This window comes from uncultured Cyclobacterium sp., assembly GCF_963977555.1.
GTDB lineage: Bacteria > Bacteroidota > Bacteroidia > Cytophagales > Cyclobacteriaceae > Cyclobacterium.
Genome location: NZ_CAXBPD010000008.1, coordinates 123615 through 148786 on the forward strand (window position 1 = coordinate 123615; position 25172 = coordinate 148786).

Genomic DNA, 25172 nt, shown 5'->3' on the forward strand with positions numbered 1-25172 from the left:
ATGGTTAATTTTTATAGATGGACTGTTTCTAAAACCTCCCTATTCAGAAGTTGGATCACTAATAACGCCAAGGTATCTACCCATCCAGTAAGGTAAAAGCCAAATATCTCCTGCGCTATATTCTTCCACTCCGTTGTTTCCACCATCCAGGTCAAACCTGTTGCCATTATGTCTTCGAAGTTTCAATTCATCAGGTGGAAGCACCTCTGCGGTGGATTGGTTTCTGAAATTTGCTTCCAGTAAATCAATGTCTTTTCTATGGCTATTTTTCGCATTCCAGCTGATCATGTCTAGCGGATATTCCTGAAGGTACCAAACAGCTTCTTCCAAATCAAAGTTTTCTCTATCCACCAAGGCTCCGAAAATATTCCAAAGACCGTCTTTCTCTGGGCGTTCTGATTCCCAGTGATCTAAAATAGCTTCTTTGTATTTTTCTTTTAAATCTTCCGTAAACGCGTAACGATAAAGGCCCCAATAACCTAGGAAGTACATTTCATCATCTGAATGATTCCAAGATTCTGACAACATCGCTGCCCAATCATCGCTACCTTCCTTGGCTTTGCCTATTCCATCCATAGGACGCATTAAGTTTTCCAGATAGCCATGCTTGTTCATAAGCTTGTAAGCCTCCTTTTTATACACTTCCTTGCCTGTAAAATGGTAGGCCGTTTGTAACATGGCGATGATATTCGAAGAATTTAGTTTCCTGTCGCCAACCATGGTAGGGAATCCATTTACATATTCAGGATTCCACCTGCCCCAGGTCGTGTGTTTACCATCAAAATCTATCAAATACCAGTCATTTTCAACGATATGGGTCATTAGCTGATCCAAAAGGCCTATAGCCTGTTGGCGCAATGCTTCATTGTCTACCAATTCTGCGATTACTCCAAAGACAAACACATGTCCGATTACTTCATCACTACTCGTAGTTGCTTTCCAAACCCACTCAGGATCCGAGGCATCTTGCCAATGAACAGATCCTCCTAGTTGGTCTTTGAAACCACTTCTGGAAAAAGACCTTGCAGGAAAACCTTCTATGTCATTAATGGTATAAAGTCTTTCCATCGCATCTAAAGATTCTTTCACATTCTGCAAAGCATCAGCAGATCCTGTGGTAGCATAGCGAAATGCCTCTCCTCCCAAATACATGGAAGTCCAAAGTCCGTCATTGTCGGAATCTTTTATTCGTCCACTATTTACATTGCCTTTTTCCATCTGCACCAATGTGGCGTTGAACCCATGGCGGATATGTCTATCCCTTACTTGCTTGCTGTAAAAAGCGGCTTTTTCTGCCAAGGTCTGTGACATAAATACCAGTTTACTAAGCCCTTTGTCTGTTAGTATCAGTACCTCGTCCTCGTTCTTTTGGGTTATATGAAGCACTTTATCGCCTGGCAACCATCTTTCACCATAGTAGTAGTTAAACCCACCATCTTCCTTTTGCATAAATGCTCCTTGCTCAGAACCAAACCAAAGTAAGCCGTTGATCTCAGTAAGGCTGGTCAAGGATGGCCATGGCAAAGCATTGTACTTCTCGCCAACCTTTTTATCTGCCAATAAGTCCCATTCGAAATAACCATCTGTGGTGGCTACTGCAAGCTTGTTCTTTCCTTCTCTAACCACGAAACTGGTAAAGCCAGAACCTTCAGTCAAGGTTTGCAGCTTTTTGGTATCCGTTGAGAAAGCCATTACTTTATTTTCCGCCAGAAGCAGAAACCTTGCTGAGGCAATGTCATAGCTGATTCCTATTACTGGAGAACCACTGATCTTGCCTTTATAGATGACACCTGCTTGGTTTACAAGATGGATATTGCTTCCATCAGAAACCAAAAAAGTAAAATCCTCCCCATGGACAAAATGTTTGGCTCCCGGAAGTTCATGTTTTAGGTAGAGGCTCCCTGCCCAGGCATTGCTAAATACCGCCTTGTCATCCAAGTAAACAAATTGATCCTCTACGGTGGATAGGCTACTGATGTTTTTATCTTTCATGGCCAGGTAGGTCTTGTCAGGCGTAAAGGTGCCTGGGTACAAGAATGCTCCTGCATGCGTTCTAAATAGTCCTTTGGTCCCTAAAAGCTGCACGGTGCCATTTCTGTCAGCATAAACCTTTTTAAGGTCCGTGGACTGCTCATCTGAGTAATATTTGATGCTGTATTCTTGCACAAAAGGAACATCTTGGTGCGTCCTTTTACTGCTTGATGGCAGTTGTTGCGCCTGAACTTGCGTCAAACCCAAAAGCAATCCAACAGGTATAAGAAGCTTTGACTGTAAGTATTTCATTGTAAAATAATATGGTTGATAAAAATAGACTGGTGAATCGATCTTGCGACTAAAGTGGATTCATTTTAAAGCGTAGGCCCTGAAAATGGCCAATAAATAAATTTGTCCGCCCCGTTGTTAAAACATGAGCGGACAAAAATTACCTAACCTAACTACTAAAGCCGAACCAGACTTACTTAATACCAGTAAGTGATTCAGTTAATTATAATACAATTTTTAATAAAGATGGGCTACTTCGATTCGAAATTATTTGGATCAATTTTTACGTACTTAATAGATTTGCCACCTTCGTCTAGGTGATAGGAGTAGGTAATGTGAATCATTCCATTACTATCTTGGATCATTGAAGGATAGGAAAAACCACCGAATTCTTTTTTCTCATCCTCCAAATAAACTTTACTTCTCCAGGTTTGGCCCTCATCACCTGAAACGTAAAGGGAAAGACGGTACCTGCCATCATCAATGTCATTCCCAAGGAATAGCCACAGTCCATTGTCTAACTCCAGCAGTTCGACACTAGCAGTATTGGGAATACTTGACTTCTCGGAGGCAGTCCATGTCATCCCCTCATCTGTAGAAAAGCTTCTATGTAGCCTGGTTGGAGCATCTCCACTGTCCCTCATTATTGCCATTATCTCTCCACTTTTCCTTTGGCTCAATGCTGGTTGAATAGGTCCTCTACCTACTATTGGTTTACTAGGAATCCAGGTGGCCCCATCATCATCTGAAATGGCTGCCAAAGAAAAATTAAACCCGTCCGAGTAAAGTGGCAAAAGAATCCTTCCCGACTGGAGTACAAGTGGTTTAATCCTCGTCATCCATCCAATACTGGATTTCTTACTGTCCTTGCTAGCTTCAATGATCATGTGATCATAAAGAGGTGCATATTCAGACCATCCAGCATTATTATCAGGCAATTCGGCAAAGCGTTTAACCACCTCCTGATGGAATTCTTCCCCCGGTTTGAGCAAAATATTGTCTTGCCAGCTCCATATTGGTGCTCCTGCATTGTCATAACTTGAGCTTGTCCGTAGGCGTAAAATGGACTGTTCCCAACGATTGGCCTGTACGGCGATCCATACCAAGAAAAGCTTTCCTTCTTGATTAAGAAAAAGTACAGGGTTACAATCTGGAAGGTTGGGTGTATCTGCCATTAAGAAAGGCTCTCCCCATTGGGTTTCCTTCTTTCTGAGTCTAGCCCCCATTATCCGAACATCATCTGCTTTCCTTTCTCCTGATCCCTCAAACCAAGCTGTAAGTAAATCCCCATTGGGCAATGCCACAATACTACTTCCATGTACATGGTTTCCTTGCAGAGGGAAAATCAGATTTTCATTTACCACTATTTTCTCCTTTGGTATGTATTGTCCAAAAGCAGCAGTATTGAGTAAAAACAAGCCTATAAATACTAATCTTTTCATTTTATCTTCTTTCTCCTCTCCATAACTTCCGCCCAAGTAGTCAGTATAATTCCTTCCTCTTCAATAAATTTTTGAAGATCTGGGGATGTCATGGCAAGCATGTCAGCATACCTTGATGCTCCCGATCCACTGATCCTGTCAAAGGTTTTTCTATCACCTATGCTGTGAACAATCACCATGGCCAATCCAGGCTCCATTAATGTCAGTAATTCTTTGCACTTTTCTACTTTGTATGCTCCCAATCCCTCATCATCAACTTCATAATCTGGAGACCAATTGCCACTTATTGAATGCAAGTCGTCCAAAACGGGCAATCCTGCTTCCCATATTTTTTTACCTACAATAGGCGTCTTCTCCATAAGGGAATTGCTGGGCAATTTCATCCCCTCCTTATATTTCCCTTCTTTCTTCAATTGTTTGATGAGGTTGTTATTCATCGAAAGACCAAGCAATTTATTGTTCCCACCAGGGAACATGATAGGAATACCGTATTCAATTCCCACCTTTATGTAGCGCTCCAGAAATGGAGAATGATAGAACAAAGTCCCCATATGGCTATCCATATGAGTGGGTTTTAATCCTAGTGACAAAGCGCGATCAATTTGTGCCCGGATTTCTATTTCTACCTCATCCGGAGTCGCATTCGCAACAACCTCTTCAACGGAAGACCACATTGCACCTTCTTTATCGACCAGACCAGGAACTGCAGCCTTGCCAGCAACTGGAGGCCAACGAAAATCTTTCCATTCAGAAGTTAGGGTCAGGTGAAGTCCAGCATCCATAGGCTCTTTTAAGGCCTCTTTCACAAAACTCGCTGCCCATGGACAAGGCATCATGATGCTACAGGATGTTGCCACTCCCTCCTTGATGGATTTAATTGCCCCTTCATTGGACTCAAATGACATTCCTGCATCATCTACATGAAAGATGACAACTTTTTTCCCTTCAGGATAACCTAGTTTTTGAGCGTATGTCATTTCTTGTTGGCTAAAGACCGGTTGGTAGATTAATAATATAATCAATAAATTCCAGACTGAAATTTTCATAATATCAAGATTTAGATTCCTTCAAGCTTCCCTTTCCAGAATGCAACAGTTTGTCGATTCCATGTATAGCAAGCCACCAAATGGCCATCTTCATAAAACATTGCTGGATAAGACAATTCATCTTCGCCATCTCCTTTTTCAATTTCAAATTTTAATGGCCAGGTTTTGCCGTTGTCTTCTGAAACAGCAATGGAAATTGGAAAACGATCTCCCCAGTTTTCAGCTACGGGATTATAAATCAAAGCTATCTTTTCCCCTTCAATATGGGCAACATCAATCCCACTGTTATTATTAGGCAATTCTATTTCTGTCACTTCCGACCAGGTTTTTCCATAATCTTCAGAATCTGATCGACAGATATTCCCTGAGCTACTTCGCATTAGCATGTGTACATGTCCAGGTTTTGACTCCCAAAGTGCTGGTTGAATAACCCCTTCCTCAGTGATCACTGTTCGGTCCATTTCTAGTTTATCAGTAGCACTCCAGGTTTTCCCTTCATCTTCAGATCTGTCTACAAACACAGTCCAGACTTTGTTTTTTTCATCAGATGCAGGAGCAAGCCATGTACCGTCAGATAAAACCAGCATATGGTTTCTTACAGGGCCACGTCCACCTTTATCACCTGGCACCAATTCTTTGGCCTCAGACCAGGTAACGCCACCATCTTCAGTATACTGAACCCATGTTTCCCAATAATCAATTTCTTTACCGACTTTAAAGTACAAATAAACTTTACCATCAGGAGCATTGAATAAAACGGGGTTCCAATGCGGCTCATTTCTTACTTTTACAAGTAATTCCGGTTCGGACCAATTACCTGGCTTGCCTTTAGAAATCCAAATGCCTACATCGTTGTGTTTTTCATAGGATCCTGCAAACCATGCTGTCAAATAATTACCGTCACCAAGTCCGGTAATGGTTGAGGCATGGCATTGCGCAAATGGCCTGTCCTCACCGAAGATATGTTCATATTCTTCCGTTACAAGCGTGGGAACCTGAGTATTCACGGCCTCTTCTGAGACTTCTTCTGTTTTATTCCCATTACCACAGCCGGAATTAAGGAATATTATAAGTGCGAAAAGTACACAACTAATTACTTTCTGAGAATTTTTCATGGTTTTATCAATGGATTATTTGGATAACTGTCGATGATTTTTCCATCTTCATCAACTGTTAGAATGTTAAAACTTTTGCCTTGAAGCGTTACCAAGGTGAAGGCCCTTACGGATTGAGAAGTCTCCAAGTACCAAGTACTCGCAGCATCATGAACCGTCCTAGGTCTAGTTCCCCAGGATCCATCACCTATATAGACGATACCATCCTCATCCACATTGTTGTTTTTTATTGGATAGGTCCTCTTATAAGCATGATCATGGTTTTCAAATACTAATTGCATGCTAGATTTTTCGAATAAAGGCACCCAATGTTTCCTGATCATGGTTTGGGTAGTACCTGTAAAAGCCCTCGCTGACGGGTAAGCTGGAACGTGATAAACAGCCATCACATGGGAAGTTTTCTTTTCTTTCTGAATCGCTAGTTCGCGGGCTAACCAATCCTTCTGTGGACCATCTATTGCATTGGTGTGGTCTGAGTCCAAGAAGATAAAGCTTAGGTATTTACCAAATTCCAGTACGCCATACCCTGGCTGTCCTGGAAATGCAAAAAGGTTAAAGTAAAATGGTGCACTCTCTTTTCTTTTTTCAACTTTCAAATGTTCAGGGATGTCCTCATCATTGTAACCACTCTTCACTTCGTGATTTCCTATTCCTAACATCATCGGTATTATACGTCCATCCTCCTGAATCAAGGTGTTTTTAACAGCGTCAAACCAATCATACCATCTGTTTACGTTTTTACCATCTCCATTGCCATAAGCCAAGTCTCCTCCAATGATTATAAAATCCGGATCATAAGGTAAAACCTGTCTGTTGGTCTTCTCCATTACAGCCTTGTCATGCATGGTATCTCCTCCTATCGCAAACTTAATCGAACTTCTGGAAATATCCTTTGGCATGGTCTTGAAATAATAAACATTGCCCTTGGCAGCAAATTTTAATTCGTATGCACTCTCAGCAGAAAGTCCTTTCAGCGAAACCCTGTGGATTTTGCGGTCTGAAAAAGGAAAGTCAGTTACATTGCTAGTTGCTTCAACCCAACTATCAGTGCCTTTTTTACGATAAGCAAGCGTCTGACTAGTGCTGGTTTTAAGGTGCCAATCTATGGTAATGGTGCTCGTTGGATCTTCTTGCCATGTAAGGTAAATCCCACTTGGTTCTTCCTGAGCAGCAAGAGCCAATGGAGACAAACCTAGCAGGCAAAAGAACCCAATATTAAATAATGCTTTAATTCTTTCTTTCATCATTCTGGATTTAAATAAATATAGTACAGGTTATTTAGTTATAAAAATATAAAAACACTTATTCAATCGGGCTGCGATGGATTAATCACAAACATTTTAATTACCCTAAAATGAAAATGGCAATAGACAAGCTATTGCATTTTAAATCACTTCTAATGTTCGCTATCATTAATACCTTCAATTTTAACATAACGTTGTCAGGCACCCCAATCAGGGCTAAGCTTTCATTTTGCACTTGGACAAACCCTTCCCCAATCTTAATTCTCAAATACATTACAACAAATTACTGTTTTGTACTATTGAAAAAAACAATAGCTCTCAAATAGCCTTAACGCAACTTTTCAAGTATACCTCTTGAATTTCAACACATATACCAACTTATTATATACTGTATTTCAGCCAGTTAATAGACCTTAAACATGACCTAAAATACTTTTATTAATTGTTAAAAGGTTAAAATTAAGATATATTTGTCGTTGATTTTTTTTTAAAGATACCCGACTTATTACCATGAACATAGGAATAGATTTAGGAGGAACAAAAATCCAGGTAGGGATAGAGCACGAAGGCAAAATCATTCATAAGACGAAAGCGCTTTTGAAAGAAAAAGACAACCTTCAGTCCACTCTTAACCAGGTTATAAAATTTATCGAGCCACTAACAGCATACGATGTAGATGGCATAGGTATAGGCGTACCTTCGGTAGTAGATGTAAAAAAAGGGATAGTCTATAATGTGACTAATATTCCTTCTTGGACCAAGGTGGCATTAAAAGACATTCTTGAAAAGGAGTTCAACCTTCCAGTATTTGTAAACAACGATGTCAATTGTTTTGCCATTGGTGAATACAAATTTGGTATGGGCAAAAACTACAGCAATATGGTAGGCATGTCTATAGGTACAGGCTTGGGCTCAGGGATAATCATCGAAGACAAGCTCTATGCAGGGGTGAACTGTGGTGCCGGAGAAATCGGCCTACTTCCCTACCTTGAACATAATATTGAATATTATGCGAGTGGAAATTTCTTTAGTGCAGAATATCAAACCACTGCTCTAGATGCATTTACAGCTGCAAAAAATGGAGACAAGGAGGCCTTGGCTCAATGGCATACTTTTGGAAAACACTTTGGCGCTGCCGTTCAGGTAGTGATGTATACTTACGATCCAGAAGCCATTGTAATAGGAGGTTCTGTGGCAAACGCCTTCCCATTTTTCGAAGAAGCCATGCGGGCAACCTTTAGCAATTACATTTATCCAGAATCTGTGAAAAAATTGAAGATTCATTTGACCAAAAATGCAGATATTGCACTCTTAGGTGCTGCTGCACTCGTGGACTTATCAATCAAACATACCAGCAAAGCACTTTAATATCATCGATTGTATTGGTTCAATGACCAATCTTAATCAGCAAATTATCAATCAAAACAATTGCTACGACCAATAATTAAATGACATGAAAAAAAACACACTGATTGTTGCCTTGATTTTATTGATTTTTTTCGTCATTTCATTTCTTACCAATATTCTTGGGCCGATCATTCCCGATATCATCGATAGTTTCACACTTAGCATTGGTTTAGCAGGGTTTTTACCGTTTGCCTTTTTTGTAGCCTATGCTGTGATGTCTATTCCCTCCGGCATTTTAGTGGAGAAATACAAGGAAAAGAAAATGCTAATATTTGCTTTTACCATGGCTTTTATTGGTGCGCTCCTTTTCGCATTTATACCTGGCTTCTCCGTCGCTTTGATTTCATTATTCATTATTGGAATTGGGATGGCTGTACTTCAAGTAGTCATTAATCCTTTGTTAAGAACGGCTGGAGGTGAGGAACACTTTGCATTTAACTCAGTGATGGGTCAGCTGGCCTTTGGAGCGGCTTCTTTTCTTAGCCCTATGCTTTACAGCTATTTGGTTACGAATATTCATACGACAAAAGATTCCCTTCTCTTTTCATTTTTAAACCCTATGGTTCCTGAAGACCTAAAATGGGTTTCATTGTACTGGGTATTTGCAGCCATTGCTTTTCTTATGGTCATCATCGTATATTTCGCAAAATTCCCTAAAGTTGAGCTTAAAGCAGATGAAAAAATTGATGTGGGGGTAGCTTTTAAAGACCTACTTGGCAATAAATATGTATTACTGTACTTTCTTGGAATATTCTGTTATGTGGGTACTGAGCAAGGTATAGCCAACTGGATTTCAAAATTCCTTCAATCATACCATGGCATTGACCCTTCTACTACGGGTGCGATTGTCATTTCCTATTTTTGGGGTTTGCTAACAATCGGTTGTTTGCTAGGGCTGGCTTTATTAAAATTCCTTGATAGCCGAACAGTTTTGATCGCTTTCACATTAGGAGCAATTATTTCATTGTTAGCAGGTCTTTTTGGCACGGCAGAAATTGCTTTGATCGCCTTTCCTTTGACTGGCTTTTTCGCTTCTGTGATGTGGTCTATTATCTTTTCATTGGCGCTCAATTCAGTACCTCAGCACCATGGTACCTTTTCAGGGATATTGTGTACAGGTATAGCTGGTGGTGCTATAGTGCCACTGGTAATCGGTGGCTTGGCAGAACTTGTTGGATTAAAATTGTCGATGTTATTTCTTTTGTTTACTTTAGGATATATATTGAGCATAGGAATTTGGGCCAAACCATTGGTCACCAATGCTACTAAAAGTTTGAAGGATATCTTTAAGTAATACATGTATAAGATAATTTTGCTCCTCGATTTTGCCGAAGAGTACAGCAAGAGTTTATTAAAAGGAATCTCCAAGTACTCTACTGAAAATGGTCCGTGGACTTATTGTCGCATGCCGCTATATTACAGGGAAACCATTGGGATCAAAGGAATACTTGAATGGGCTAAGGATTGGGGAGCAGATGGGATAATAGGGCAATTATACAATGAAATTGACTTAGAATTGCTTATCGACTCTAAGATTCCTGTAGTAGCACAAGATTTTAAAGAACGGTTTACTGAAATTCCAAATATCACCGGCTCCTACCATGAAGCTGGTGAAATCGGTGCACAGTATTTTTTAAAAAAAGGGTTTAAAAATTTCGCATTCTATGGGTTCAAGGACATTGTTTGGTCCAGAGAACGAGCAGAAGGCTTCGAAAAAGAAGTCAATTCCATGGGTTACAAAGTCAATTACTTTGAACACAGAAAATCAAGGTCCACAGATTTATGGTATTATAAAAGCAACTCCTTGAGTAAATGGTTGCTGTCCTTGCCGAAACCGATCGCATTAATGACCTGTGATGACAATCAAGGTCTGCACATCACAGAAGCTTGCAAACAAAATAAAATCCGAATCCCCGAAGAAGTCGCCGTATTGGGCGTAGACAATGATGAAATGCTATGTGAATTGTCTGACCCTCCACTGTCAAGTATAGGGCTGGACATAGAAAAAGGGGGCTATGATACAGCCAAATTGATGGAACAAATGATCAGGACAAGCGCAAGTAATTTTTATGACATCCTGGTGAAGCCAACCCAAGTTATCACCCGCCAGTCTACGGATATCTATGCGACCAATGATGATCACATTGCCTCTTCCTTAAAATTTATCCATAAAAACATAGAAAAAAACCTACAGGTAGATGAGGTTGTAAAGCAGGTTCCTCTTTCCAGAAGAAGCTTGGAAAAACGGTTTCTGCAGATTACAGGCTACCCCATTTATAAATATATATTTAACCTACGCATTGAAAAATTCACCCAGAAACTTCTCGAAACGGACGAGACCGTTTTTGAAATCGCGATGGACCTGGGATTGAATGATAGCAAAAATATTGCCCGCCAATTCAAACAGGTCAAAGGGTGCAATCCTATTGAATACCGAAAAAGGTATCTCGCTGGAAAATAACTCCACTTTTAGCTACAGCAGTTGTAAATTTCTCGTAAACTCTCACTTACGAAATAATTAATTGCTACCATTCATAAAAAGAAAATACCAAGAATGGTACTTTTCAGAAGGCTAGGGTATTATAGAATATTAATGTCAATATCAATTTTCAACCCTTACCTTAATTCCCTTTATGAAACATTTAGACAAAAATACAATCATTTCCATTATCATCGCTGGTATGGCATTGGCCACTGCCTGGGCCATACGTGGCCAATTCGGGCATGAACAAGGTGCAGCTTGGGCGGGAGGTATAGGCTGTCTGAGTATTATATTATTGGCAAAAAAAGAACATTGGTACAATAAGGCAATTAAGGCTGCCTTTGCAGGAGCATTAGGATGGGGATTTGGTGGCATGATGAGTTACGGTATTCTTGTCGGGTACGGAAGAGGCGTGGATTTTATTAATGTGTATTACGGCTTAGCAAGTTTATTGGTTGTTGGAGGTCTTTATGGTTTAATAGGGGGTGGTCTATTTGGGTTAGTTCTGGCAGATCATCCTGAAAAGAAAATTAAATGGCACCAAGTAGTTATGGAAATGACGGTAGGTGGTATCATCTTTTATTTTTTAATCATTGAGCAATTGGGTTTTGAAATGACGCCTCCACGCTCTGAGGCCTGGGGGATATGTGCTGGCTCAGGAATTGCCATGTTGTATTATATGGCAAGAACCAAACAATATAGCGCCATGAGAGTGGCTGTATATTCAGGGTTGGGAGGCGGCTTTGGTTTCGCTTTTGGTAATTTTCTACATGTGCTCGGCAATTTCGCTGAAGTACCCTTCAACATGTGGAATGTCATGGAATATTCTCTTGGGTTCTTTGGTGGAGCAGGGATGGCTTATGGAACATTTACCTCTAAATGGCCAGAAGAAAAAGCTACAGCTTCATTTACGACTAGCAACCTTACCATTCCGGCTGTCGGCCTATTACTACTTATTCCTTTCTTTGTTTGGCAGCAATCTTTTATAATGAAGGATTTCTCAGACACTTTGGGGGCATTTGTTAGCCAGCCTCAAACATGGATGATGGCTGTTCAAATAATTGCCCTTATCGTATTCCTAGGTTTAGCCATCTATTGGATAAATTTGTTCTCGGGCAAAAAGGCTCTTCAAAACCAACAGATCAGCTACAAGGAGTTATCCATGGTTTTCAAAACTTTTTTCGCTACCTACATACTGTTCTCTATCTTCATAACAGGCTCCTTTTTAAGCTTCTATAGAATAGAACAGTTTCTATATATCGTCAACTTTATTATTATTATTCTATTAATCCCCAAGTTCAAACCTACTTTTCAGGAACGCCCTGCACTTTCAAAAACCTGGAGAAAAGCCCTTTTACTTATTTTTATCTTCTTGGCTATTCTTACACTTATATTGATAAATAGCCATGGAGAAATGTCCCATATGCAAAAACGATTTGATTGGGTTTAACCCCAAATAGAATAGCTTAAATATTCCATTGATTTATATTATAAAAAAGTCAGGATCATACGATCCTGACTTTTTCGTTTTTACTCTTTATCATAATTCTTTTCGTATCGATTTAGGCAAATTGGCTATTTAAAAGACCAGCTTAATGCTGCCTGATTTATTATTATGCAAATCGAAAGCATCATATAGCTCCCCTGTTACCGGTAATGCCTTAAATTTAGGCTTGGCTCTTATTATCTCAATCAGCTGATACACCTGAATGTCTGAAGTCTTCCTCTCCAACCATGCAAATTTTTATGCTTCATACATTTTTAATCCTGCCAGGGATTCCAAAGGATTTACCCTATGGGGCATAATAATACAAACTGGAAAATCTAAAGACATTGATAAATCCTTTGTCTTTACCAAAGCAACTTCCTGGGTGGTTAAAAGTAAACACTAAAAACGCTAAACTAAAAACCAGAAATAAATTTGCTGGGTGGTCTAAAACCATTTTCACAAAAGCCAAAATAAAAAAGGTTCTCTGCCGAACCGACAGAGAACCTTAAGTTTTAATTAAAAACTAATCAATACCTTAAAAAGGTGTTGTAGTTCCTTGATACAACCAAGGCTTAGACCATTGACTATCTGCTCCAAAGTTACCTGAGAAGTCAGTCACTTCAAGGTTGTTTAGTGCAGCATCAATATTATTTGCGTTGTTGTTATACTCATCATTTCCATACTGGAACCTGATTGCTACCTCTGGCTGAGGAGACAATGGACCTGCAGTTAAGTCAGGAAAACCTGTTCTTCTGTAATCTGCAAAAGCTTCAGTACCATTGGACCAGTTAGCTACCCATTTTTGGGTAATTATTTGTTCGATAGTACCGTTAAACATTACACCAGATTTCGCGATAAATTCATCGTACATATCGCCTTTTCCCCAAACTTCAAGAGATTGTTCGATTCCCATATTGTAATGCATCTCAGCATCACCAACATTCCAGCCTTTCAAGGCTGCTTCAGCGAAGATAAAGCTAATTTCTGCAGCAGAGATAATTCTCGCTTTTAGGATGTCTCCCGAAGATCCAGCCGTACCATAAATTTCATCCAACTGAGAAACATGTAGGTTTTGCGTTCCTTGACCAGGGATAGGATTACCGTTATAAGATTCTGGCGTAAGGATAGATGGAGGTAAACCAACATACAAATCTGTATTGTAATCCGCCATATTTGGATTAAAATGACGTGTAAATTTCACATCAGCATAATCTTCTTCGAATTGATCAAAAGTGTAAATTGATTCGATTGGATTTCCATTAGCTCTAATGAAACTTTCGGCGGCAACAGCAAGGGTAGCATCTTCTACCCACTGCACCCTTACAGAATCAAACCATACAGGAAGTCTAGGATCTTCAGTCATCATCAATTGATCGATGAAAGTCTGACAAGCCTGGTATCTTTGGAAATCATCAGGGTTTAACCTAACATGTCTTGTGATCCAAATGTCATTTGATCCACCTGTATAATCAAGAGTGGCATCCTGAGAAGGATCCTGAATATAGATCCCACTGCTATAAATGGCTTCAATTCCAGCTTTGGCTACATCAGGCTTCTTTTCAGACAAACGCATATAATACCTTAGCAATAAGGAGTTGGTAAACCTTCTCCAGCTATCTACATTGGCACCATAAATAAGATCATTTCCAGCTGTAACACCCTCTGCTGAAGCAGAAGCAAGCATGGTTGCTGCCTCTTTCAAATCAGCAATGATACCATCATAAATGATTTCCTGGCTGTCAAATTTTGGGAACTGAAATTGGTCACTTCCTTGGTCACCCATTAGGGCATCCGTATAAGGAGCATCACCCCAAAGATCTGCAATATTTCCGAAAGCAAAGGATTTCATGGTAAGCCCAATTCCCTGGAAAAAGACATTTTCCATTTCCTCACCTCTGGTAATCATCAGGTTGTTGGTTCTCAGGATATCATACCATCCTGTCCAGTTTCTCGAAACCCACTCATAATTATTATGACCGCTATACCATCCATTTTTCTGTGTGTATTGCATGGCTCCAGCCAGGTCATTAAAGCCCAACTCCAAATAACCTTGCGCTGAAGAAGTTAGCACTGAAGGCATTAAAAGGTTTGGATTGGCATTGGCCGGGTCAATACCATAAGGGTTGGTATTGATCTCACTGAGTTTTTCGTCACATCCTGTGACCAAGATAAGCCCCAGGAGAAATACGGCTATCTTTCTAAATTCAAATAAATTTTTCATGATATGTAAGTATAGGAACTTTAAAGATTAAAATTAAGCTTGAAACCAATTGGCACACTCCAAGGCATAACGTTTTGACGTTCGATTCCTTGTCTAAACCCAGATCCAGAAGTCATAAAGGCTCTTTCAGGATCAATTCCGATATCAGCTTTGGTCCATAACATAATATTTCTGGTGTAAACAGAGAATGTAGCATTCGTAAACACACTGAAATTTGGTATTTTATACCCTAAAGACAATTCTCTCAATTTAATAAAAGTTGCATCAAATGTAACTTGCTCATTGAAACTCCATGGGTAGGTATTGGTGATAGGATAAATATTTGTGCCAGAACCACCCAAATGCTCTTCGTACACATCATCTGCATAATTGTCAGGAGTATCTGCACCAGCAGTTTGAATCACACCAGGAATAAATGCCCCGTCAGAACCATTCTCATCGATAGGGAATCCGCCTGTTTCAGCGGTATGACCACCTACACGAGGGAAATTTCCAGGTCTAGGTATAATGTATTTATCTGGATCAGACTTCAACATGGCTGCCAATTCATCTTCAGAATACAAACCACCTGGTATTAGATCGTCAATTTGTCTTTGGGATTTCCAATCAGATTCACCATATCTATAAGTGAATGACATGAATTCACCACCTTGTCTCCAATCAAAACTCGCATTCAAAACAAATCGTTTGTAGCTAATCCCAGTTTGCATACCCAATATGAAATCAGGGTTGAAGTTACCCACTTTTCTTAAGTCTTCATCTGCTGACAATCGTTGCCATTCACCATCATTACTTAATACTGGCCATTTGTAATAAGGAGAATTTGGATCTTCCACCTCTACATATCCTCTACTGTACATGTTTCCAATCTCATCTCCTAAGAAAGTAATGGCTCCTCCACCATTTTCTCCCCAAAGGGTAATTCTATCAAAGTTTTCTACCAGTTCCAAAACGCTGGTTCTGTTTCTACTCCAATTTAAATCAACATCCAGTTTCCAACCATTTCTATCAAGAGGTGTACCACCTAAAGCCAATTCCAAACCTTTACTTTGGATCAATCCAGCATTAATTAACCTGCTACTGAATCCTGAGGATCTTGGAAGATTTACAGCGAATATTTGGTTCGTGTTTTCAATCACGTAATAGGTTCCAGAAAACCTTAACTTATTGGCAAACATATTCAAATCGATACCAGCTTCTATAGAAGTAGCTTCTTCAGGTAAGAAATTAGGGTTCAATATTGCTGAACTTACTGAAGCAGTATTTATTGAATTATAATTACCTGTAGAAAGGTTAGGATACAAACTATAAGGATCTGTATCATTACCCACTTTGGCCCAACCTACTCTTGCTTTCAACATGTCAATGCTTTCAGGAAGATTAAGCGTATAATTCGCTAACCAGCTTAAAGAAGCAGACGGGTAGAAATAAGAATTGTTGTTCAAAGGTAAAGTAGATGCCCAATCATTTCTAGCAGTCAAATCCAAATACAATTGATCGTCATATCCAAATGAGGCCAATCCGTAAATACTGTAGATATGCTTTTTATTAAAAGCACTGGAAACAGCTCTATTGTCTGCTGGAATGTTCTGAGCATTATAAATACCCGGTACCACAAGACCATTGTTCCTGTCACTACCTACTCCAATTTCTGTCGCACTATAATACCTATTCATGATATTTCCACCTACAGATGCATTGAAATCTAATTTACCAAAGTCCTCATTATAGCTCAAAAGGAAATCGGCATTAGACTCTTGCCTCAACATGTCTGTGTTGTAATATCCACCTTTAGCCATTCTGCTATAACTGTAACCGATTTTGGTTTCTCTGTTTTCGTCAGATCGGTCCAAAGAATACCTTACCAATAAATTTAAGTTCTCAGAGAACTTATAATCCAAAGATACGTTTCCATAAACCCTGTCTCTTCGGAAAGCATTTTCAATGCCATAAGCGATAAAATATGGGTTGTCTCCCACAGGAGTCCTTAATTGCTGAATTTCTTCTTGTCCAGGAACCCAGATGCCTTTCATTCCCTCATAATCAATATAAGAGGAATTGTACACCGCTTCTAAAGCGTTACCTCTTCTATCACCTGTACTAGGTCTGTCATTTGACTTGCTATTGGTATAGTTGAAGTTAGTACTAAGCGTCAAATTGTCCAAAATGTCATAAGTAACGGCAGAAGAAATGCTGTTTCTATACAAATCGGAATTTGGGATCATACCCTGATGGATCATATTTCCGTAAGACACCCTATAGGTAGCCTTGTCATCTCCACCACTTATGGCGAGATTGTTATTGGAAGTGATACCAGTTTGAAGGAAGTCTTTCATAGCATTCGGATAAGACTTCAACTCAGTTGGGATTACGTTTCCGTTTTCATCAACAGGGCTATTCCATTGTTGTGCTAAGTTTCCGACGTCCAATTGTGGTCCACCCCAATAGGCTGATCCATCATTAAAAACACCTTCTCTGTTACCATTTGCATAATTATAATGCAAGTCAAGCAAACGAGAAGCTTGTTCAAAAACGTTACTTGTAGAGAAGGAAAGCCCCATGCTTTTACCTTTCCCACCAGATTTGGTAGTAATGATAACTACGCCATTACCTGCACGAGTACCATAAAGTGCTGCTGCACTTGGGCCTTTTAACACACTGACACTGGCGATATCATCAGGATTGATATCGGAAATCGCATTACCATAATCAACCTGGTTACCATCACCATTTTGAGAATTGTTATTTAGCGAATTAGACATTGGCACCCCATCTACTACAAATAGAGGCTGGTTGTCAGATGACAATGAACTCGCGCCCCTGATTACCATGCTCATGGAAGATCCTGGTCCACTTGTTTGGTTGATGGTCACACCAGCCATCCTACCTGCAAGAGAACTCAAAACGTTTTCTTGAGACACCTGAGTTACGTCTTCTGCAGATACAGTAGATACATCATACCCTAATGACCTTTGATCTCTTTTGATACCAAGGGCTGTTACTACTACTTCATTCATGGCCGTAGCTGCCTCTTCCAAGCTTAGGTTAATATTGGTTTGGTTACCAACTGTTACCTCCTGGCTTTCAAAGCCTACATAAGAGAATACCAATACTGAATTGGAACCAGCGACGTCAATAGTATATGATCCGTCTATGTCCGTAACTGTTCCATTGCTTGTTCCTTTCTCCAAAATGGTTACACCAGGCAAGCCTGAAGCATCACTTGTGGAGGTAACTTTTCCTCTGATAGTGACTGCAACCATCTCCTCGACAGTAAAAGCAGGTGCAAAAGAATTCCCTATTGCAGGATTTCCATTGGCTTCCGCCAGTACTGATCCAGTAGATAAAATACCTACCGAGAGAAGTGGCACCATCCACTTCATCATTTTTTTAGTACGATGTTTTTTCATAATTAATTGATTTGAATTTTCAGTTTTGCGTTCATTTTATTAATTGGAATTGATTCTCCAAACCTTGCCCATTAAAGGACTTCTATTACTTTTCTTTATGATCTTTACTGTAATTATCACTTATTATTTGATCTTCTATATTCGATTTTAACTCATCGTCGTAGTCTTTTAAGACTTGCTCAAAATGTTTCCGCATACTTTCTTCCATCCCGTTCACCATTTCTGGATCCTCAAGACTTCCTAAAAGTTCCTCAAACTCCGGCCGTGAAATTTTATTTTGTACAAGTCTCTGCATTAGAGCCTCTGCTTTTTTCTTTTTCATATAAATGCCCTCCACCGTAAATACCATAGGTTATAAAAAAGAGACTATTTAATTCAATTCTTTTTTATTGTGAAATAATTGTTAACAAACTTAACCTTAGCACAAAGTGGCCTGATTTCATTTTAATGCGTAATATTATTTGATACCAAAATCGGCCTTTGGAGACCAATGGCCACTAATTTTAAACAGTTTATGAAAAGTTTACCACTATTATTGGTTTGCATTGTATTGATTTTCAGTTCATGCGGACCTCAAAAAAAAGATGAAAAAGCTTTGCCTTCGGTAAAGGAAACGATGGATGAGGTAGTAACTCGTCTTTATAAAGAATTGGATAAAGAAGCGCTTGATACCATCTCACATAGCTATGCAGAACATTACCTTACGGAGGAAGAAAAAGAATCCCTGGCTACCCAATATTGGAAAGTAAAGGTAAATGTACCTACTACTGTTTCCCTCATGAGAAATAAAGGCCAAGAGGTCGTTCCTTTTTGGCTTAAGCCTTCTGGGTTCAGTCTCACAGCGCTGGAAGTGAAAAATGAGCACGATACTTACGAAGTTTGGCAAAAAGATTTTGATGCAGGAGAAATCCAGTTGGGCATTAACGGTTTTGGCAAACACAGGCCTGTTTATTTTATAGGCCTTGCCCCACAAAATGCCGAGGAGGAATTGGAAATTACGCCTGTGTTTCCTGCAAAACAACACATAGAAGTCTTTGAAATTGGTGCTTTCACGTATCATGACTGGAGTGGATTGACACTTACCGAGGTTCCTGACGCACTCAAAGGGCAACAACTACTGACAACCATCAGAGGTAGAGCTAGAGAGGCACACATGGTGGATGCATTTAGAACTACGGCTTATCCTACAGGGGAAAAACCTGATCAGGTACTCCTTACCTGGAGTGAATCGCCCGAAAACTCCATGGACATCCAATGGAGAACGACGGAGACAGTGCCCTCAGGAATAGTTAAGTATTGGAAAGGCGGTACGAAAGATACCTTAGAAACTCAGGCAGAAAAATTTTTAATGGAAGACCGTCTCCTTCAAAATGACCGGTACATGAATAGGTTTACAGCGAAGCTCAGGTCCTTAACGCCAGAAACTGAATATGGCTATATTGTGGGAAATGAAGAAGCCGGCTGGTCATCTCCCCAGACCTTCAACACTGCTTCAGACAAAGACAAACCATTTTCATTTGTTTGGTCTGGTGATGTTCACCTTTCGGAAGTATGGGGCAATAACATTCAAAAAGCAGAAAAAAGATTCCCCGACATTGCTTTCTACTATATTGCAGGAGACCTTGTAAATACCGGTTTATATAGAGATGATTGGGACAAGTTATTCCAATATGCGGGAGGTACTGTAGCAAGGAAACCACTTATGGCAGTTCCTGGTAATCACGATAGTCAGGATGGGCTTGGGGCCTGGATGTTTGAAAAAATGTTGAGTTATCCTTCAGACAGTCCTTCTCCTGAAATGGCTGGGCGCTCGTATGCTTTCAATTATGGAAATGCGCTCTTCCTAATGATAGACTCTACCTTTCCCAATGAAGACCAAACGGAATGGATTGAGAAAAAATTAAAAGAATCGGATGCAATATGGAAAATCGCCGTATTCCATTTCCCCCCTTTCAATGCTGTAGAACCTTACGAAGACATACAGGAAGAATGGGGACCACTCTTCGACAAGTACCACGTTGACATGGTAATGGGAGGACATTTTCATTACTATATGCGGTCTAAACCAATTAATAACGGACAAATTGTAAAAAATCCTGAGGACGGAACCATTTACTGGATTTCTGTTGGCACCACTGGGAAAAACAAAGACGTAGAAACTGGTTCCTATGCGGAAATTCAGTTTCAAGCGGATCACTTGTACCAATACATTACAATTGATGGTAAAACGATGAAAGCGCAAACCATCAATGTTGATGGAGAGAAGGTCGATCAATTTTCAATTAACAAATAATACATTACAATTTTCAAGTTTTAAAGCCAAACCAAGCAAAAGCATTCAACGTGTCATAGAAGACCAAAAGTATCTTTCGACTTAAAGCCTGTTAGCCATTTATCTGCTGACAGGCCTTTTTTTTTACTCAGATATTTTTCAAATTTAACTGGTAGAAACCTTTTATTACCTGTATTTTTAACTCCTATTTCGCAATAGCAATCTTGACAAACAGCCATTCCCTTCTTATAAAAAATTGTAATAATAAGAAAAACAGCGGATTAAGTAATTAAAATAGTTTGTATTCGGTAAGGGCTAGGATTGGCTGAATTGATTCAGTATTTTGAAGATACCACAGCAGCGATTGCTCGCCTTAGGTTAAAATAAAGCAAATGGATTTGGTCAGAACAAAGCTTCTGTCCAATGCCCCATTTGGTTAAAAAAATTGGTTTTAATACCCTATCCATAGATTTAATATGTACCTGATATTTGACACTGAGACTACTGGGCTTCCTCGCAATTACAATGCGCCCATGTCTGATCTGGAGAATTGGCCAAGATTGGTTCAATTGGCTTGGCAACTCCATGATGATAAAGGACGACTTGTCTCTAACAATAATTTTATAGTAAAGCCTGAAGGTTTTACTATTCCTTATAACTCTGAGAAAATACACGGTATCTCCACCCAAAGAGCCCTCAAGGAAGGGCACGACTTGGAAAAGGTATTGGAGATATTTGAAGTAGACCTCAAAAACTCAAGCTATCTTGTAGGCCATAATATTGGCTTCGATATATCCATCGTTGGGGCGGAATTATTGAGGACTAACAAGTCCATCGAAGACCTGGAAAAAGAGCCCCTCGACACAAAAAATATTTCTACGGAATTTTGTGCTATCCCTGGCGGTAAAGGGGGGAAATTTAAATGGCCAACTTTAATTGAGCTCCACCAGAGATTGTTTGGGGAAGGTTTTGGCGATGCGCATGACGCGGCTTATGATGTAGACGCCACAGCTAAAAGTTTTTTCGGTCTTATTAAAGAAGGAGTACAGCCACCCGCCGAGGGAGTGACTATAGAGGAAATAGTCTATGAGGCTCCCAATCTTGAGGCCGCAAATTTTGCTGCAGCTAAAGATGAGGTAAAGCTTTCAGCCAAAAAAGTCCTTAAGGCAGCAGATGGAGCAGACATTACGGATCTCAAAGACACGCCTTTTACACACTTGCATGTCCATACCCAATTTTCCATACTTCAGTCCACCTCAGAAATACCTGCTGTCATCAAAAGGGCAAAAAGTTTGGGAATGCCCGCATTGGCCATGACCGATCATGGCAATATGATGGGCGCATTTAATTTTGTAAAAGAAGCTTTTAACAATGACATCAAACCCATTATTGGTTGTGAATTCAATCTTTGCCGCGACCGAAAAAATAAATCCAATAAAGACGATGGCTACCAAACCGTATTGCTGGCAAAGAATAAAGCAGGTTACCATAATCTTGCTAAACTATCTTCCTATGCCAACATCGAAGGTTTCTACTATGTGCCCCGTATAGACAGGGAAGTTCTTGTCCAATATAAAGGAGACATCATTGCGACTACAGGCGGACTATGGGGAGAGATCCCTTATCTGATTCTAAATGTAGGTGAAACCCAGGCAGAAGAAGCCTTTGTCTGGTGGGTGGAACAATTTGGTGAAGATTTCTATGTTGAGCTAAACCGCCATGGTATTCCAGAGGAGGAAAAGGTAAATGAGGTAATGCTCCAGTGGGCAGAAAAGTACAAGGTCAAATATTTTGCTGCCAATAACACTTATTACAATGTTCAGGAGGATGCCAAATCACATGATATTTTATTGTGTGTGAAGGATGGAGAATTGGTTGAAAAACCTAAGAAATACATCGGAAGGAAAGGACGAGAATATCGCTATGGCTTTCCTAATGAGGAATTTTACCTCAAATCTCAGGAAGAGATGAAGAAGCTTTTTGCTGATCTTCCTGAAGCCATCACTTGTACGGATGAGATCGTGGCGAAGATTGAGCCGTTCAAACTGGCTAGGGAAGTGTTGTTGCCAAAATTTGATATTCCTGAGAAGTTTGTGGATATTAAAGACGATGAAGATGGAGGCAAAAGGGGTGAAAATGCTTTCCTGCGCCACCTCACTTACGAAGGAGCTAAAAAAAGGTACACAGAGATCACCGATGAAATTAGGGAAAGACTGGATTTTGAATTGGAAACGATACAGAGGACAGGCTACCCGGGTTATTTCCTGATTGTTCAGGACTTCACGCGTGCAGCGAGAGACATGGGCGTCTCGGTAGGACCCGGAAGGGGCTCTGCCGCAGGGTCTGCAGTGGCCTATTGCGTGGCAATTACCAATGTCGATCCCATTGCTTATGACCTACTTTTTGAGAGATTCCTTAATCCAGACAGGGTTTCGCTTCCTGATATTGACATTGACTTTGACGATGAAGGACGACAAAGGGTTATCGACTACGTTATTAAGAAGTATGGTGCTAACCAGGTAGCACAGATCATCACTTATGGAACAATGGCTGCCAAATCCGCCATTCGGGATACGGCTAGGGTACTTAACCTTCCACTCCCTGAAGCCGATAGGCTGGCAAAGCTAGTTACAGATATCAAACTTAAAGCGCTTTTTGAATTGGCCAATGACCGGGCCAAGCTTTCTGCCAAGCTTAAAAACAACAATGACAATTTAGAAAAAGCATTAGAGCTTATCCGAATTTCAAAAGGCAACGATGAAAGTTCCAAAACTATCAATCAGGCTAAGGTGCTGGAAGGTTCAGTAAGAAACACCGGTATTCATGCCTGTGGTGTTATTATTACGCCTGACGACATTACCAATTTTGTACCCGTGGCGCTTGCTAAGGATTCGGAAATGGTGTGCACTCAATTTGACAACTCCGTTGTAGAGAGTGCTGGCTTACTTAAAATGGACTTTTTAGGCCTAAAAACCCTAACCCTGATCAAGGATGCTGTAAGGATTATTGATGAACGACATGGCATTTTACTAGATCCTGAAAGCTTCCCGATTGACGATGTCAAGACTTATGAGCTCTTTCAGAAAGGAGAAACTGTCGGCATATTCCAATATGAATCTGCGGGTATGCAGAAATACATGAGGGAATTGAAACCTACTGTATTTGCTGACCTCATCGCCATGAACGCCTTGTACAGACCAGGACCTTTGGAGTATATACCCAGTTTTATTAGAAGAAAGCATGGCTTAGAACCGATCACTTACGATCTGGACGACATGAAGGAATACCTGGAGGAGACTTATGGGATCACAGTCTACCAGGAACAAGTGATGCTACTTTCGCAAAAGCTAGCTGATTTTACCAAAGGTGAGGCAGATGTGCTGCGTAAGGCCATGGGTAAGAAACAAAAAAACGTGCTTGATGAGATGAAGCCAAAGTTCGTCAATCAGGCAGCAGCAAAAGGTCACGATAGCAAAAAACTAGAAAAAATATGGAAGGACTGGGAAGCCTTTGCCTCTTATGCCTTTAACAAATCCCACTCTACCTGCTATGCCTGGATTGCTTATCAAACAGCTTACCTAAAAGCGCATTATCCTGCAGAGTACATGGCCTCTGTGCTAAGCAATAATATGAATGACATTACGCAGGTTACTTTCTTTATGGAGGAATGTAAACGAATGGGCATTCAAGTACTAGGGCCTGATGTTAATGAATCTAAAAGTGATTTTACAGTAAACATGGAAGGGCAGGTACGGTTTGGCATGGCAGCGATAAAGGGGGCAGGTAATGCTGCTGTGAACGCTATCATTGAAGAAAGGGAGAAAGCAGGGCTTTACAAAAATATTTTTTCCTTTACAAAAAGGGTAAACCTTAAAGCGGTAAATAAGAAAACCATGGAAGTATTGGCCATGGCAGGTGGGTTTGATTGTTTTGTAGACTTTCACCGCAGGCAATACCTAGAAGCACCAGAAGGTGAAGCTTCACTACTAGAGAAAGCTGTTAAATATGCCCAAAAAGTTATTCAAGAGGAAGAGAGTTCACAAGTTTCTATGTTTGGAGGAGGCGGAGGTCTTGACATTCCTGTTCCTACAATTTCTCAAATGGAACCCTTCAGCCAACTGCAACAATTAAACATTGAAAAAGAGGTCGTAGGACTGTATATTTCAGGGCACCCACTGGATCAGTACAAGGTAGAAATCGACGCATTTACCAACACTGGGCTGCCTGAACTCGCTGACTCTGCTCAGCTTAAATCAAAAGGTGAAATTAAACTTGCGGGAGCAGTAACCACCTTTGCTCACCGGACTACAAAAAATGGAAAACCTTTTGGAACACTCACTATGGAAGATTATCATGGTGGACATACCTTTTTCATATTTGGAGAGGATTATGTGAGATTCAAGGAATATTTTATGCCCAATTGGTTTTTATACATCACTGGATCGGTGCAACCCAAAAGATTTAACCCTGAAGAATTTGAATTTAAAATTACTCAAATCACTCTACTTAATGAGATAAGGGCTAAAATGATCAAGGGTTTGAGAGTGCATATTGATTTGGATGACTTGGGGCTAGAACTGATGGAAAAATTGGAAACCATCACCCAGAAATACAAAGGGGAAGCCAAATTATATATAAATATCATAGACAATAAAGAAAATTTAACGCTGGACCTGATCTCCTCAAAGTACCGAATAGACCCATCAAACGAGTTCATACAGGCCTTGGATCAAATACCAGAAGTGGCCTATAAGATCATTTGATACTAAATTAATTTTGTCA

Annotated in this window: 14 protein-coding genes; 6 read left to right on the top strand and 8 right to left on the bottom strand. The window is 40.1% G+C overall.

Translation table 11 applies throughout. The features are described 5' to 3' along the window. Nucleotides 1-39: 39 nt before the first annotated feature. The 5 genes from AAC073_RS11850 to AAC073_RS11870 all read right to left on the bottom strand — a co-directional run bounded on the left by AAC073_RS11850 (nucleotide 40) and on the right by AAC073_RS11870 (nucleotide 7112). Nucleotides 40-2283 (bottom strand): hypothetical protein, encoded by a 2244-nt coding sequence (locus AAC073_RS11850; protein WP_339924047.1) that lies wholly within the window; start codon nucleotides 2281-2283, stop codon nucleotides 40-42. A 230-nt stretch (nucleotides 2284-2513) separates the two neighbouring features. Next, complete coding sequence (locus AAC073_RS11855) at nucleotides 2514-3704, bottom strand: sialidase family protein (protein ID WP_339924048.1); 1191 nt, start codon at nucleotides 3702-3704, stop codon at nucleotides 2514-2516. Next, complete coding sequence (locus AAC073_RS11860; RefSeq protein WP_339924049.1) at nucleotides 3701-4750, bottom strand: polysaccharide deacetylase family protein; 1050 nt, start codon at nucleotides 4748-4750, stop codon at nucleotides 3701-3703. The genes AAC073_RS11855 and AAC073_RS11860 overlap by 4 nt, the downstream gene beginning before the upstream one ends. Nucleotides 4751-4761: 11 nt before the next feature. Beyond that, nucleotides 4762-5865 carry a sialidase family protein gene (locus AAC073_RS11865; protein WP_339924050.1) on the bottom strand — a complete coding sequence of 368 codons (1104 nt, stop codon included), beginning with the start codon at nucleotides 5863-5865 and terminating at the stop codon, nucleotides 4762-4764. Next, nucleotides 5862-7112 carry a metallophosphoesterase family protein gene (locus AAC073_RS11870; protein WP_339924051.1) on the bottom strand — a complete coding sequence of 417 codons (1251 nt, stop codon included), beginning with the start codon at nucleotides 7110-7112 and terminating at the stop codon, nucleotides 5862-5864. The genes AAC073_RS11865 and AAC073_RS11870 overlap by 4 nt, the downstream gene beginning before the upstream one ends. Before the next feature lie 507 nt (nucleotides 7113-7619). Between AAC073_RS11870 and AAC073_RS11875 the strand changes: the two genes are divergently transcribed. From AAC073_RS11875 to AAC073_RS11890, 4 genes are all read left to right on the top strand, one after another. Then, nucleotides 7620-8477, top strand: coding sequence for an ROK family protein (locus tag AAC073_RS11875; RefSeq protein ID WP_339924052.1), 858 nt, complete (start codon nucleotides 7620-7622; stop codon nucleotides 8475-8477). Between the two features lie 85 nt (nucleotides 8478-8562). Beyond that, on the top strand, nucleotides 8563-9810 hold the full coding sequence (locus AAC073_RS11880) for an MFS transporter (RefSeq protein ID WP_339924053.1): 1248 nt from the start codon (nucleotides 8563-8565) through the stop codon (nucleotides 9808-9810). Between the two features lie 3 nt (nucleotides 9811-9813). Then, nucleotides 9814-10977 carry a DNA-binding transcriptional regulator gene (locus AAC073_RS11885; RefSeq protein ID WP_339924054.1) on the top strand — a complete coding sequence of 388 codons (1164 nt, stop codon included), beginning with the start codon at nucleotides 9814-9816 and terminating at the stop codon, nucleotides 10975-10977. 172 nt (nucleotides 10978-11149) lie between these two features. Further along, a complete protein-coding gene (locus AAC073_RS11890; RefSeq protein ID WP_339924055.1) occupies nucleotides 11150-12448 on the top strand; it encodes a hypothetical protein in 1299 nt (432 codons plus the stop codon). 574 nt (nucleotides 12449-13022) lie between these two features. Here AAC073_RS11890 and AAC073_RS11895 read toward each other — a convergent pair. From AAC073_RS11895 to AAC073_RS11905, 3 genes are all read right to left on the bottom strand, one after another. Beyond that, nucleotides 13023-14708 (bottom strand): SusD/RagB family nutrient-binding outer membrane lipoprotein, encoded by a 1686-nt coding sequence (locus AAC073_RS11895; protein WP_339924056.1) that lies wholly within the window; start codon nucleotides 14706-14708, stop codon nucleotides 13023-13025. A 20-nt stretch (nucleotides 14709-14728) separates the two neighbouring features. Further along, the gene (locus AAC073_RS11900; RefSeq protein ID WP_339924057.1) at nucleotides 14729-18118 is read right to left on the bottom strand and encodes a SusC/RagA family TonB-linked outer membrane protein; all 3390 of its coding nucleotides are present in this window, start codon (nucleotides 18116-18118) and stop codon (nucleotides 14729-14731) included. A gap of 85 nt (nucleotides 18119-18203) precedes the next feature. Beyond that, on the bottom strand, nucleotides 18204-18413 hold the full coding sequence (locus AAC073_RS11905; RefSeq protein ID WP_339924058.1) for a hypothetical protein: 210 nt from the start codon (nucleotides 18411-18413) through the stop codon (nucleotides 18204-18206). Between the two features lie 219 nt (nucleotides 18414-18632). Between AAC073_RS11905 and AAC073_RS11910 the strand changes: the two genes are divergently transcribed. Both AAC073_RS11910 and dnaE read left to right on the top strand, forming a co-directional pair. Next, nucleotides 18633-20411 (top strand): metallophosphoesterase family protein, encoded by a 1779-nt coding sequence (locus AAC073_RS11910; RefSeq protein WP_339924059.1) that lies wholly within the window; start codon nucleotides 18633-18635, stop codon nucleotides 20409-20411. 455 nt (nucleotides 20412-20866) lie between these two features. Next, a complete protein-coding gene (dnaE, locus tag AAC073_RS11915) occupies nucleotides 20867-25153 on the top strand; it encodes a DNA polymerase III subunit alpha (protein ID WP_339924060.1) in 4287 nt (1428 codons plus the stop codon). The last annotated feature ends 19 nt before the right edge of the window (nucleotides 25154-25172 follow it).